The following is a 12,166-nucleotide window of genomic DNA, read 5'->3' as shown; positions in this document are numbered from 1 at the left end:
ATGGTTTATAAATTAATTTTGGCATCTTCATCTCCCAGACGGCAGCAATTAATGCGGGCTGCCGGATTACAATTCGAAGTCCGCTGTAAAGAAGTAGAAGAAATTTATCCTTCTGAGCTGGAAGTTGAAAATATTCCCCTGTATTTAGCCAGATTGAAGGCTTCTGCTTTCCGGGGCGAGCAGGCAAAAGATGAACTGTTGATAACGGCAGATACCATTGTATGCATTCACAACAAGAAAGTGGGAAAACCCCGGGACAAAGCAGATGCCATCCGTATATTAGAAGAATTATCAGGAAATAAACATACTGTCATCACAGGAGTATGTCTGACTACTTTAGACGAACAAAAGTGTTTTTCCGTTTCTACAGATGTGTATTTCCGTACATTGACGCGGGAAGAAATCGAATATTATGTAGAGGTTTATAAACCTTATGATAAGGCCGGAGCTTATGGAATCCAGGAATGGATTGGTTACATCGGAATAGAACGCATAGAAGGTTCGTTTTATAACGTAATGGGACTTCCGGTACAAACATTATATTGTCAATTGAAAAATTTGGGTATGACATTTTTAGCTGAATGTTCCGGAAAACAGGGAATTGAATAAATTAAATCTGATAAATAAAAATTATTTATGAAAAAACTGATCTTACTATTTTTGGCCGGGCTGATGTTTCCGCCCTTTTGCCAAGCAGACGAAGGCATGTGGATCCCTCTGTTGTTGAAAAAATACAATATAGAAGACATGCAGAAAAAGGGATTTAAATTGACAGCAGAAGATGTTTACAATATCAATCAGGCATCTTTAAAAGATGCTGTCGTCGGATTGGGACGGGAAGGCCAGCCGTTTCATCATTTTTGTACCGGGAATCTAGTAAGTGGGGAAGGATTGTTAATCACCAACCACCATTGTGCTTTTGGTATGATTCAAGCTCATTCTTCTTTGGAACATAATTATCTGAGAGATGGTTTCTGGGCCCGGAATAAAAGTGAAGAACTGCCTAATCCCGGCATTACGGCTTCTGTTTTAGTGAGGATGGAAGATGTAACGGATCAAATAAACGCCGTACTGAAAGAAGGGATGAGTGAAACGGAAAGAAAAAAAGCCATACAGGAAGAAAGCCTTCGCTTAGAAATGCAAGCAGTGGCTGGTACGGATTTGTCCGCTAATATAAAACCTTATTTTAACGGAAATCAATTTTTTATGTCGGTATATCGTATTTATAAAGACGTTCGTTTAGTGGGTGCCCCTCCTTCAGCTATCGGTAAATTCGGCGGAGATACGGACAATTGGATGTGGCCCCGGCATACGGGAGATTTTTCGGTATTGAGAATATATGCCGGAGCCAACAATGAACCGGCCGGATATGCTGCACAGAACAAGCCCTATCAGCCCGCTACATTCTTTAAAGTATCTGCAGGGGGATTGGAAAAGGGAGATTTTACCATGGTATTCGGATATCCGGGAACGACGGTTGAATATTTACCTTCTTATGCTATAGCCCAGTTAGTTGACATAGAGAACCCGCATAAAATAGCGATTCGGACAGCTATTCTGGAAATTATGAATGCAGCTATGAATTCTGATGAAGCTCTGCGGATCAAATATGCGGCCAAAGCTGCCAGCGTCGCTAATTCATGGAAGAGGTGGCAAGGAGAAAATAAAGGATTAAAGCGCTTCAATACGATAGAGAATAAACAGCAGCTGGAAAAAGAATTCGGAGCTTGGTCCCAAGGTAAAAACGAATATGAAGGATTATTGAGTGAATACCGGGAACTGTATGAACAACGGAAAGACCTGATACTTGCTTTTGTATACCTGACAGAAGCAGGGAAAAAAGGAGCTGAAATTATTTCTTTTGCCCAATCCCTTTATACGGATGTCCTCGGTTATGAAAAAGCTGAAGATAAGGAAGCTTACAAAGCGAAGTTAAAGAAGAGAGCAGAAGATTTCTTTAAAGATTATGATGCCGGAGTGGATCAGCAGTTACTGGCGGAAATGATGAAATTATACAATTCCAATCTTCCCCAAAGTTGGATTCCCCTTAAAGTAGCCGAAGCGGCTAAATCAGGCAGTTATAAAGAATATGCAGGAAAATTATTTCAGCGTTCTGTCTGCGGGAACCCGGTCAGAACATACGACTTTATTGAAAAACTGAACAAAAAGTCTGCAGAAAAATTAAGAAAAGATCCGGCTTATCAACTAGCCAACTCAATAACAGAATTTAATAAGACCCGGATCCGTCCGGAACTTTCTAAAATTGAGAAAGAACTTACCCGCCTCAACCGGTTGTGGTTGGCCGGTTTAATGGAAATGCAACCGGAGAAAACTTTTTATGCCGATGCAAATTCAACGCTGAGAGTGGCCTACGGACAAATCGGAGGGTATTCGCCTCAGGATGCCGTAGAATATCTATATTATACGACCTTAAAAGGAATTATGGAAAAAGATAATCCCGCTATATATGATTACAATGTACCTCAAAAATTAAGGGATTTGTATAAAGCCCGGGATTTCGGTCCCTATACGCAGAATGGAGAAGTTCCGGTCTGTTTTATAGCTAGTAACCATACTACAGGTGGAAACTCCGGAAGCTGTGTTTTAAATGCAGAGGGATATTTAATCGGCCTCAATTTTGACAGGGCCTGGGACGGAGTAATGTCCGATATGCAATATGATCCGGAAATATGCAGGAACATTGCCGTGGACATTCGCTATGTGCTTTTTATCATGGATAAATTAGCCGGTGCCAGTCACTTAATGGAGGAAATGGAGATAATGTGGTAATCCGGATAGGATTTACGATTTTGTTTTCAGAACACTATCGTAAATCCTGTTTCCGTTTTTTATTCTTTGCAAAGCATTCTCTTTTCTACTTTTTCCCAATCTACAATATTCCAGAAACTTTCTACATATTTCGCCCTTAAATTCTGTACATCCAGATAATAAGCATGTTCCCATACATCCAAATTTAAAATTGGTTTTTTGCCTTGAATAAGCGGATTTTCTGCATTTTTTGTCTGTACAATTTCCAATTTTCCATTTTCTCCGGCAATCAACCAGGCATAACCGGACCCAAACAGGGACACAGCGGCTTCTGAAAATTTCTTTTTAAAATCTTCCAAACTTCCGAAACTCTCTTCTATTTTTTCATTCAATTTTTTAGGAAGTTCTGCTTTCCCTTCTTTAGCCGGCCGAAGAGCTTCGAATTGAAAATAATGGTTGAATACCTGAGCCGAGTTATTGAATAATTTGCCGGAAGAATTCAACATGATTTCCTCTATCGTCCTATCTGCGAACTCCGTGTCTGCAATCAGCTTATTGGTATTTTCGATATACCCCAGCAGGTGTTTTCCATAATGGAACTGAACGGTTTGTTTACTCATATAGGGCTCGTAAGCGTCTTCCGGGTATAAAGGGGGTAATAACCGGAATTGATTATTCTGATCCTTTTCATTTACTTCTTTCGACAAAAGTAATACGCAGCTTGAAATTGATTTTTCCGTTTTCATAGTACTATTTTAAATTAATTCTTCTGGTTTATTCTTTTTCTTTTAAACGCTATTGATATGAGAAAGTTTCTTCTCTTTTATATAGAAGATGTTACCCATAATTATAAGCCCGACTTTATTTATGTTTTATAATAAATGATCAGATTTTTTTAATAGAAACCTATTTGAATTCATAATGTATTCCAGTTCTGTTCCGTCATCCGAAATTTCATTATTCAGTTTTTTATATGTACTTTTACCTTCAAAAGTATAAAATTCGTCCGTTATGAAAAATACGTTTTTGAGTTTGAGAATATTCTTAGGAGTTATTTTAACCGTTTTGCTCACAGCTTGTCAGAAACAGGAATCTGCAGTTCCTTATTACCAGATCATTCCGGAAGAGGCGTACAATGTCTTTTCTGTAAAGGTAAATCAGATCGTGGAAAAAGCGGGGGGAGATCAAAATATAGTCTCATTCCTGGCCTTGTTTCAGAAACAACTGGATCAGGATATTGCCAGACAGCTGGAAATAATATTGAAAAACGGACGGGAATACGGATTAAATCTGGAAGAAAACCTTTATATTTTTTCAGAATCTCTGGCTGGCCGTATCGGGGTGGTTGCAAAAGTTTCTGAGTATACTAAAACTGAAAAAGCTTTAAAAGATTTGGGATTTACGGTAGAAACGGATGCAAAGGGTTATCGGCATGCTGTTTTAAATCAACGTTTGGTGTGTTATTTCAATGAGTCTGTATTATTGTGTATAACTACTTTGAAAGGGGTTTCAGATATTGACAGTTATGCTGCCGGTTTAATGAATTTATCTCCCGAAAACAGCCTGAGCCGGCAGGAAGGGTTTGCAAAACTACGCTCCTCGGCAGAGGATATCGCTTTTCTGACGAAAAACCAGTTAGCAGGAGAAGATTATATGTTGTTTTCCCCGGAAATAAATCTTTCCAAGGTCGAAATATTAGGCGGGATACATTTTGAAAAGGGCTTGATAAATGCCTATTGTTCTTATTTCACTACGGACCGCAGTGTGCAGGATCAACTGTCGGAAAAATATAAATTCCTAAGAAAAGAAAAAAACGTTTTAGCAGATCTCTATCCGGCTTCTGCTCTATTGTATATGTCGACAAACCTGAACGGACCGAAAATCGCAGAAAATGTAGATAAATGGAACATCCGGAATCAGCAACAGAAAGCAGACTTACAAAAAATGTTGTCGGCTCTGGATGGAGAATGCGCTCTGGGTTATCTGAATATTTCCCCTATCGGAATACCTTCTGTATTGTTGTATGCAGAAGTTGGCAATAATTACCCATTAGAATACATAATTCAGTTAGTTGAAAGGGAATTCGGGAATTTCGTACAAGTAAGAAAGACGGGAAACGATAGGTATGAAATAAATGTTACAATGATGAATATGAATGTTTATACGGGAATAAAAAAGGGCCTTTTTTATATTACCAACGACAATTCAGTTTATAAAAATGTCGGGGAAAAAGTGGCTGATCCCCTGCGCAATTCACCCTATTTTACTCGTCTGGCAAACTCTTATATAGGAGCTTTTATGAATGTAGAATCTATAATAGAGTCCCCTCTTATTCAATTAAGTCTTTCCCAGTGGAAACATGGTGCAGGAACTTTAATTTTACAACTTTTGTCCGAATGCAATAGTATAGAAGTCTGTCAGGAAAGTCCGGAAAAAGCTGTTTTACGTATATATTTGCAGAATAAAGAACAAAACAGTCTGAAAACCCTGCTGGAAGCAGCAAGAAAATAATTTAATTCCGTATTAAATGAAAGAGATTAGCTTATTGCAGGTTATCCCCGAAGTTTTTAGTCAGAGAGAAAAAAAAGATTCCGGAATATGGTATAAAAAGATTTCTTTTACGAAAGGAGAGGTCTGTTTGCTGGAAGCCGTTTCTGGAGCAGGTAAATCTTCGCTTTGCAGTTACCTGTACGGATACAGATCCGATTATCAGGGGACAATATATTTTGACGGGGAAGATATCCGGAATTTTTCGAAAGCACAATGGGCAGAATGGAGGAAAGTATCTTTAGGCATTCTTTTTCAGGAATTACGTCTTTTCCCCGAACTGACCGCCTGGGAAAATATTCTGATAAAAAATAACCTGACCGCTTATAAAACCCCTGAATGGATTGAAAATTGTTTTCATTTACTCGATATAGAAGACAAAAAAAATATTCCTGTAGCCAAATTATCGTTCGGGCAACAGCAAAGAATTGCATTTATCCGGGCTTTATGCCAGCCTTTTGATTTTATTTTATTAGATGAACCTGTCAGTCATTTGGATGTAAATAATAACCGGATTATCGGGGAATTACTCACAAAGGAAATAGAACAACAAGGGGCCGGAGTGATTGTTACTTCAATCGGAAATCCGCTGAATATTCAGTATGATAAAATTTTGCAATTATGAATTTGGTGTGGAAATTATTACGTCAGCACATCAGTAAATCGCAGCTGACGGGTTTTTTTGTTGCGAATCTGGCAGGTATGTTTATTGTATTGCTGTCTGTGCAGGTTTATTCGGACCTTCGCCCGTTATTCAGCGGAGGGGAAAGCTTTCTCAACAAAGATTATCTGATCCTCACCAAGAAAATAAATGCTTACAATTCGCTTGCAGGCAACGGGAGTATTTTTACTCCGGAAGAAATAGAAGAAATCAGGCAACAGTCTTTTGTCAGAAAGGCCAACGGATTTACACCTTCCGGATACGGAGTAACGGCAGGAATAAATATGGGAGGCCGGGGCTTTGCTACCGAAATGTTTTTTGAATCCGTTCCGGACGAATATGTTGATGTCACGACTACCTCCTGGAAATTTGATGCTGCAGAAGGAGTGATCCCGATAATTATTCCCCGGAATTATTTAAATCTTTATAATTTCGGATTTGCCCAGGCCCGGAATCTTCCCAAGCTTTCAGAAAGAGTAATCGGTTCTTTGCGCCTGCAGATAGAACTGAGAGGAAAGGAAAAACGTCAAAATTTCGAAGGACGCATTGTCGGATTTTCCGACCGCCTCAATACCATCCTGGTCCCCCAGCAATTTATGGATTGGGCTAACCGGACTTTTGCTCCGGAAAAACCTGTCGGTTTTTCCAGGTTAATTGTGGAAGCCGGGAATCCGGCGGATCCGCATATTGTTCATTATTTTAAAGGGAAAAATTACGAAACGGAAGACGGAAAACTGGATGCTGGAAAAACCATGTGGTTCCTCAATACACTGACCAGTGCTGTCATTGTAATCGGATTAATTATATGCGCCTTGTCTTTGTATATATTAATGCTGAGTATTTTTCTGCTATTGCAAAAAAACAACGTTAAACTTCAAAATTTAATATTGATTGGCTACCGGACCACTCAAATTGCACGGCCTTATCAAAATCTGACACTGGCCTTGAATGGAGTTGTTTTTTGTATTGCTTTAATTGCCGTTTTTCTGATGCGGTATTACTATATTGGTTGGTTAAAGGAAATCTGGCCCGATTTTGTTCCCGGAAGCAGCGGTTTGTTGTGGGGGATAGGAGTAACTTTGTTTAGTGTGGTCTCTTTACTGAATATAGTTGTCATCCGATCCAAAATAAATAAATTATAGCGAATAGGTCCGACCGGTACATAAACCTGCCGGCTGGGAAATAAAAACCGGGACCAGCGATTCTGCTGAAAAAAGACTTTGGTTAATCCCTCGGAAAGATAAATATTTCCGGGGGATTTTTGGGAAACAGGGAAAGGCAGTGCATCAGACGATTCTGAACGATAATCCGTAGTGGAGAGCCGGCATTCGGAGTGTATAGGGGTGAAGAGAGAATAAAAAGCAGGATAGCGGTGTCGTTTTATTTTTTATCAGTTGGGAAATTCACAACCATTAGGCGAACATCCGGTCAGCTTTTTGAACAGGTAGTTGAAATACTGGATGGAGGGGAAGCCGAGGTCGGTCACGATTTGCTGCAGGGGGAGTTTCAGCGTGGTTAGCCTGCATTTTGCTATTTCGATGCGTTTGATCTGGACGTAATTGTCGTGGGTATGGCCTGTTTTTTGCTTAAGCATGTCGCATAAACAGGCTTCCGACAGGCGAAGACGGTCAGCACAGTACTTAGCATCAGGAAGGCCCCGGGTACGCAGCTGTCCGGTTTCCATATACTGCCGGAGTAAGTGGTCATAAGCAGTAATGGTTTTTTCAACGGCCCATTCCCGGGTGATGAATTGCCTTTCGTAGAAACGTACGGTGTAATCGAGAATGCGGCCGATGTGTCTTGCGAGGATGCAGCTGCTGTACTGATCCCTGGGACGCCGGAGTTCGACGCAGATGTCTTCTATACATTCTACAAGGACATGGGTTTCCGCAACCGATAAATGGAGTGCTTCCTGCGGCTGATAGGCAAAAAAAGTATAGTCGGAGAGATCCTTTTCAGAGGGGGCTTCTTCGAACAGTTCCGGCCGGAAAGCTACAATCCACCGGCAATCTAAGGGATTTTTCATATAGACAGCGGATTGGGACAATCCCGGACGGCAGCAGGTGAGTGTAGCATCGCTGTAATCGTAATAGCGGCGTCCGAACCAGGTTTCGTTTTCGGGAGCACGATTGCGCAACAGGAGGACATAATATCCCTGCATGCAAAGGCCCGGGATGAGGGTACGGGTATCTGTATCTCCGGCAATGTAAAGATCCGGATATGTGCTTTCTTTTTGCATATATTGAATATCTTATATCAGGATTTGCAGATGTACAAAAAGCCGTAACGGTGGTGACCCTTTATGGCTTTTCACACCTTATGCGGTTTGCACTAGCTCTGCATCCGGTATTCGTTAGGAGTCAATCCGACTACTTTTTTGAAGGTGCGGCTGAGATGTTGCGGATACTGGAATCCGAGGTCATAGGCTATTTGTGTCATTGTTTTGCCGGAGGAGAGCAACGCCTGTTTAGCGAGGTCTATTATTTTGTCTTGTATATAATCGGAGGCTGTCTTCCCTGTTTGTTTGCGGATCATGTCGCCGAAATAGTTGGGGGAAAGGAATACTTTGTCGGCAAAGTATTTTACCGAGGGCAATCCTTCTTTTTGCGGAGTGTCTCCCGTGAAATAATCATCAAGTAGTTGTTCGAAACGGGTGATGATGTCTTTGTTGACTTCCCGGCGTGTTTCGAACTGACGTTCGTAGAAACGCATACAGTAGTCGAGCAGCAGGCCGATATTGGCGCAAATCAGGCGGCGGCTGTGTTTGTCGATGGCATGCTGCAATTCGGTTTGTATTTTATGCAGGCCGTCCAGAATGGTTTGTCGTTCTTCTTCTGAAAGGTGGAGTGCTTCGTTGGATTCATAGGAGAAAAAGGAGTAGTTGCGCATCTCTTGACCGAGAGCCGTTCCCCGTATCAGGTCGGGATGGAAAATGAGTCCCTGCACATTGGGCTGCCTATTTTCGAGCATCTCCAGATCGGCGATTTGTCCGGGAGCAAAGCATACAATGGTTCCGTCCTGGTAGTCATAATTTTGGCGGCCGTAGCGGATGTTGCCACATTTAATATTTTTCAGGAACAAGGCATAGACTTCGTATCTGTACCTTGCCCGTAAAGGCCAGGTGGTAGCCTGGGTAAGATCGACCACGCTCACCAAAGGGTGTTTGGTTTCAAGTCCGAAGATTTTGTTGTAGCGGTCTACACTGTCTATTTTAATAATTTCTTCCATAACCTATTATTTTATTGTCCGGATTATTGCGTTCGAATGTTGCCGGCCGGTGGCCCCTCAACATCTGTGTTACAAATATACGGCATTCGTTTTGAAAAATAAGGGGTTGATTATCAGAAACGATGATAGTGGTACAAATATCCGTAAATTGGATACAACCCCTGATTGTGTATGCGCATAATTTTGCAGCAGACAAAAGAAATTCCGCTACAAGCCTGCGTTTTGTATCCGGTGACGAAATAGGGGGCGGTGAATGCAACCGTAAGGGGCGAATGAACGAATGAACGATTGGACATAATTGGAATGAAATATCAATTGAATAAGAGGAATATGAAAATAACCGTTTTAGCAATTGCTGCCTTGTCAGTGTCGGTCGTGAGTTTGCAGGCCCAGTCTGTATATAACGAAAAGGGACAGGCTGCCCCTCCGCCAACACAACCTTTCGGGGCGGAAGCGTTCGAACCGACGGATCACACCGTTATCCGCTGGCTGGGAAACGCCGGATTTTTGGTAAACAGCCGGGGCACCTGCCTGATGGTAGACCCGATGCTGAAAGGCTTTGATATGCCTGTGCTGATAGAATCGCCGATTCTCCCCAAAGATGTTCCCCATTTGGATGCCGTATTGGTTACGCATTGCGATAACGATCATTACAGCATTCCCACCTGTACGGAAATGGCGCCTGCGTGCCGTCAATACCATTCCACCCGTTATGTGGATACGTTGATGCAAAAGCAAGGGTTGCCTTCCTTCGGCCACGGCATTGGCGAAACGTTCCGTGTGGGGCCGGTTTCTGTAACACTGACCCCGGCCTTCCATACTTGGCAGAATGAAATGGAGGAGTTCCGGAAGGTACGCGAATATAAAATGGAAGATTATTGCGGTTTCCTGCTGGATACGCCCGATGGTTTAATCTGGGCACCGGGAGATTCCCGTTTTCTTCCCGAGTTTCTCGAATTACCTGCTCCGGATGTGATCTTTTTTGATTTCTCGGATGATTCGTGGCATATCGGTCTGGAGGGGGCGGTGAAAATAGCCAATGCCTATCCGGATGCACAGCTGTTGCTGTCTCATTGGGGAACAGTGGATGCACCCGGCATGAAGCCGTTCAATCCGGATCCCCGCAGCCTGGAAGGGCTGATTACGAATCCGGAGCGTATTCATGTGCTGGCGCCGGGAGAACCTTTTACACTCAACGGCGGGGTTCATAAAGGGAAAAAAGCAAAGACAGCAGACCAGGAACTTGGCAATCTGGTATTCGAACGGGGCAAAGAGGCTGTTTCCGAACATTATACAGGGAGAATCTATATATCGGGCGTGATCTATAAACCGGACTACGATGTAAACCATTTGATTTTCGAGGCGGGTAGTCATAACGACTGGCACATCCACCCGGATGCGGATCAGGTGATGCTGGAAGGTGAAGGTTATTATCAGGAAGAAGGGAAACCGAAACAACTGGTGCGGAAAGGAGATGTGGTCAATACGCCCGCTAATGTGAAACACTGGCATGGTGCCACTCCCGGCAGCCGCCTGGTGCATTTGTCCATAACAGACCGGACGGACAAAGGACATATCCGGTGGATGGAGGCGGTGACGGCAGAAGCGTATCGCAAACCCATAAATGAATAACAATAATTTATAAACGAGTAAAAGATGAAATTAATCTGTATTTTGAAAAATGTGGTCAAAGGATTACCTGTGGCTGCACTGATATTCGGTATGGCCGCCTGTTCAGATGACAAGGAGGAGCATTTGACCGGAAATCGTTATTCACTGACACTAACGGCTGGTGACGGAGGAAGCGTGTCTTTCGTAGAAAATGAGTATACAGAAGGCGAAGAAGTAACTGTGACAGCCATAAGAAACAAGCGGTTTATTACCCCCTGCCATTGTGCAGGGCAAACCGGTGAAAACGGAGACCCAAAGACCTGGCGAAAATCTCTACAGTAAGCAATTCCGACGTTCAAGCCGTGCTGGGTGACCTCTCAGGCGTGATGCACACCCGTATGTCGCAGGGCAAGAGCGTACACATCAAGGGGCTGGGCTACTTCCGCTACGTGCTGGACACCACAGGCGTCCACGACCATCCTTCTGGTAGTTTACTATTTTGTTTTGTATTGTTCATCTTATACACTTTCGACCAATCTCTTCTTTACTAATTCCCAAGCCTTGCTATTATCATATTCAGCTCCCGGCTTTAATACAGCATGAATATCTTCCATAAATTCCCGGTCAAGTAATTTTTCTTCCATGTTGGCAAGAAACTGCTTCTGAGATGGAGGTTTGCCTACAGAGTACTCCATGTATGTTTTATAACAACTGATGAGTTTTTCCGTATTCACATCTTGGTGAATCATCGCCCAATACAAATCAAACAGATCACGACCTTTGCGACGCTGATATAATGCACGCATTTTTGTTCCCAGTAATTCTTCAAGTTCATATCCTGTCAAATTACATTCACTGGAAAACCATCCGTTCTCAACTTTATATGGGATTTCCTTTAAGCCAAGCACAGTAAAGTGTTCTCGAGTGTTAATCTCTATTTTCAAACGCATATTAATTATCGGCTGTGTGCTTGTATCGAAACGATAAACAATAGTGTTGTTGTGAATATGTTGTTTTACCGTTCGCTTAGTCCCAAGGAATGATAGCCGCTCACGAATTTGTTTTAATATCGGGTTGATCGGTTCTGAATTGATTTGCACTAAATCTATATCTTCCGAATAGCGGACTTGCGGTTGCAAATACAATTTATGCAAAGCAGTGCCACCTCTGAAAGCAAGTGATTTTTTCAGCAGATCGTCAGAAAATATTTCCACCAAAGCCCTGGCAATAACTAAATCTTGCTCTACCTGTGCATCATTTGGCCAAGGAGCAACTGCTTTCCATTCTTCTATATATCGGCGTGGTATCATAAATCGCTTTCTATCTCTATATTTTTAATTACTTTCCATG

Annotated in this window: 11 protein-coding genes and 2 pseudogenes; 9 read left to right on the top strand and 4 right to left on the bottom strand. The window is 42.2% G+C overall.

Annotated elements, in window-relative coordinates; translation table 11 throughout:
• Both Q0465_RS03795 and Q0465_RS03790 read left to right on the top strand, forming a co-directional pair.
• A complete protein-coding gene (locus Q0465_RS03795; RefSeq protein WP_298613028.1) occupies nucleotides 1-609 on the top strand; it encodes a Maf family nucleotide pyrophosphatase in 609 nt (202 codons plus the stop codon).
• A 27-nt stretch (nucleotides 610-636) separates the two neighbouring features.
• On the top strand, nucleotides 637-2,790 hold the full coding sequence (locus Q0465_RS03790; protein ID WP_298613026.1) for a S46 family peptidase: 2,154 nt from the start codon (nucleotides 637-639) through the stop codon (nucleotides 2,788-2,790).
• Nucleotides 2,791-2,849: 59 nt separating this feature from the next.
• Here Q0465_RS03790 and Q0465_RS03785 read toward each other — a convergent pair whose 3' ends face one another.
• A complete protein-coding gene (locus tag Q0465_RS03785) occupies nucleotides 2,850-3,515 on the bottom strand; it encodes a superoxide dismutase (RefSeq protein ID WP_298613023.1) in 666 nt (221 codons plus the stop codon).
• Between the two features lie 265 nt (nucleotides 3,516-3,780).
• Here Q0465_RS03785 and Q0465_RS03780 point away from each other — a divergent pair, with 265 nt between their 5' ends.
• Genes Q0465_RS03780 through Q0465_RS03770 form a run of 3 tightly spaced genes read left to right on the top strand, consistent with a single transcriptional unit; the run spans nucleotide 3,781 to nucleotide 7,119 of the window.
• The gene (locus Q0465_RS03780) at nucleotides 3,781-5,280 is read left to right on the top strand and encodes a DUF4836 family protein (RefSeq protein ID WP_298613021.1); all 1,500 of its coding nucleotides are present in this window, start codon (nucleotides 3,781-3,783) and stop codon (nucleotides 5,278-5,280) included.
• A gap of 16 nt (nucleotides 5,281-5,296) precedes the next feature.
• Nucleotides 5,297-5,941, top strand: coding sequence for an ATP-binding cassette domain-containing protein (locus Q0465_RS03775; protein WP_298613018.1), 645 nt, complete (start codon nucleotides 5,297-5,299; stop codon nucleotides 5,939-5,941).
• Nucleotides 5,938-7,119, top strand: coding sequence for an ABC transporter permease (locus tag Q0465_RS03770; RefSeq protein ID WP_298613015.1), 1,182 nt, complete (start codon nucleotides 5,938-5,940; stop codon nucleotides 7,117-7,119). Before Q0465_RS03775 ends, Q0465_RS03770 begins: the two co-directional genes overlap by 4 nt.
• A gap of 248 nt (nucleotides 7,120-7,367) precedes the next feature.
• On the opposite strand, the gene Q0465_RS03765 is transcribed toward Q0465_RS03770, so the two are convergent.
• Together Q0465_RS03765 and Q0465_RS03760 are read right to left on the bottom strand one after the other, a co-directional pair.
• On the bottom strand, nucleotides 7,368-8,216 hold the full coding sequence (locus Q0465_RS03765) for an AraC family transcriptional regulator (RefSeq protein WP_298613012.1): 849 nt from the start codon (nucleotides 8,214-8,216) through the stop codon (nucleotides 7,368-7,370).
• Between the two features lie 92 nt (nucleotides 8,217-8,308).
• Nucleotides 8,309-9,205 carry an AraC family transcriptional regulator gene (locus Q0465_RS03760; protein ID WP_298613010.1) on the bottom strand — a complete coding sequence of 299 codons (897 nt, stop codon included), beginning with the start codon at nucleotides 9,203-9,205 and terminating at the stop codon, nucleotides 8,309-8,311.
• A 122-nt stretch (nucleotides 9,206-9,327) separates the two neighbouring features.
• Between Q0465_RS03760 and Q0465_RS03755 the strand changes: the two genes are divergently transcribed.
• From Q0465_RS03755 to Q0465_RS03745, 4 genes and pseudogenes are all read left to right on the top strand, one after another.
• Nucleotides 9,328-9,489: a hypothetical protein gene (locus Q0465_RS03755; RefSeq protein WP_298613007.1), complete on the top strand. Its 162-nt coding sequence runs from the start codon at nucleotides 9,328-9,330 to the stop codon at nucleotides 9,487-9,489.
• A gap of 46 nt (nucleotides 9,490-9,535) precedes the next feature.
• Nucleotides 9,536-10,837 (top strand): MBL fold metallo-hydrolase, encoded by a 1,302-nt coding sequence (locus Q0465_RS03750; RefSeq protein ID WP_298613004.1) that lies wholly within the window; start codon nucleotides 9,536-9,538, stop codon nucleotides 10,835-10,837.
• A 24-nt stretch (nucleotides 10,838-10,861) separates the two neighbouring features.
• A pseudogene (locus tag Q0465_RS13665) lies at nucleotides 10,862-11,029 on the top strand (hypothetical protein); the annotation flags it as partial.
• Between the two features lie 41 nt (nucleotides 11,030-11,070).
• Nucleotides 11,071-11,286: pseudogene (locus Q0465_RS03745) on the top strand (DNA-binding protein); the annotation flags it as partial.
• Nucleotides 11,287-11,334: 48 nt separating this feature from the next.
• Here the strand turns inward: Q0465_RS03745 and Q0465_RS03740 are convergent.
• Nucleotides 11,335-12,126: a nucleotidyl transferase AbiEii/AbiGii toxin family protein gene (locus tag Q0465_RS03740; RefSeq protein ID WP_298613002.1), complete on the bottom strand. Its 792-nt coding sequence runs from the start codon at nucleotides 12,124-12,126 to the stop codon at nucleotides 11,335-11,337.
• Nucleotides 12,127-12,166 lie beyond the last annotated feature (40 nt).

Origin of the sequence: uncultured Odoribacter sp., assembly GCF_937966165.1 — a bacterium.
Lineage (GTDB): Bacteria > Bacteroidota > Bacteroidia > Bacteroidales > Marinifilaceae > Culturomica.
This window is presented reverse-complemented; position numbering and strand designations above follow the sequence as displayed.

Bases quoted from the DNA above. Each gene is read 5' to 3' on its own strand.
- Q0465_RS03760 (WP_298613010.1), bottom strand. From the start codon at position 9,205: ATGGAAGAAATTATTAAAATAGACAGTGTAGACCGCTACAACAAAATC.
- Q0465_RS03780 (WP_298613021.1), top strand. From the start codon at position 3,781: ATGAAAAATACGTTTTTGAGTTTGAGAATATTCTTAGGAGTTATTTTA.
- Q0465_RS03785 (WP_298613023.1), bottom strand. From the start codon at position 3,515: ATGAAAACGGAAAAATCAATTTCAAGCTGCGTATTACTTTTGTCGAAA.
- Q0465_RS03795 (WP_298613028.1), top strand. From the start codon at position 1: ATGGTTTATAAATTAATTTTGGCATCTTCATCTCCCAGACGGCAGCAA.
- Q0465_RS03765 (WP_298613012.1), bottom strand. From the start codon at position 8,216: ATGCAAAAAGAAAGCACATATCCGGATCTTTACATTGCCGGAGATACA.
- Q0465_RS03750 (WP_298613004.1), top strand. From the start codon at position 9,536: ATGAAAATAACCGTTTTAGCAATTGCTGCCTTGTCAGTGTCGGTCGTG.
- Q0465_RS03790 (WP_298613026.1), top strand. From the start codon at position 637: ATGAAAAAACTGATCTTACTATTTTTGGCCGGGCTGATGTTTCCGCCC.
- Q0465_RS03740 (WP_298613002.1), bottom strand. From the start codon at position 12,126: ATGATACCACGCCGATATATAGAAGAATGGAAAGCAGTTGCTCCTTGG.
- Q0465_RS03775 (WP_298613018.1), top strand. From the start codon at position 5,297: ATGAAAGAGATTAGCTTATTGCAGGTTATCCCCGAAGTTTTTAGTCAG.
- Q0465_RS03755 (WP_298613007.1), top strand. From the start codon at position 9,328: ATGATAGTGGTACAAATATCCGTAAATTGGATACAACCCCTGATTGTG.
- Q0465_RS03770 (WP_298613015.1), top strand. From the start codon at position 5,938: ATGAATTTGGTGTGGAAATTATTACGTCAGCACATCAGTAAATCGCAG.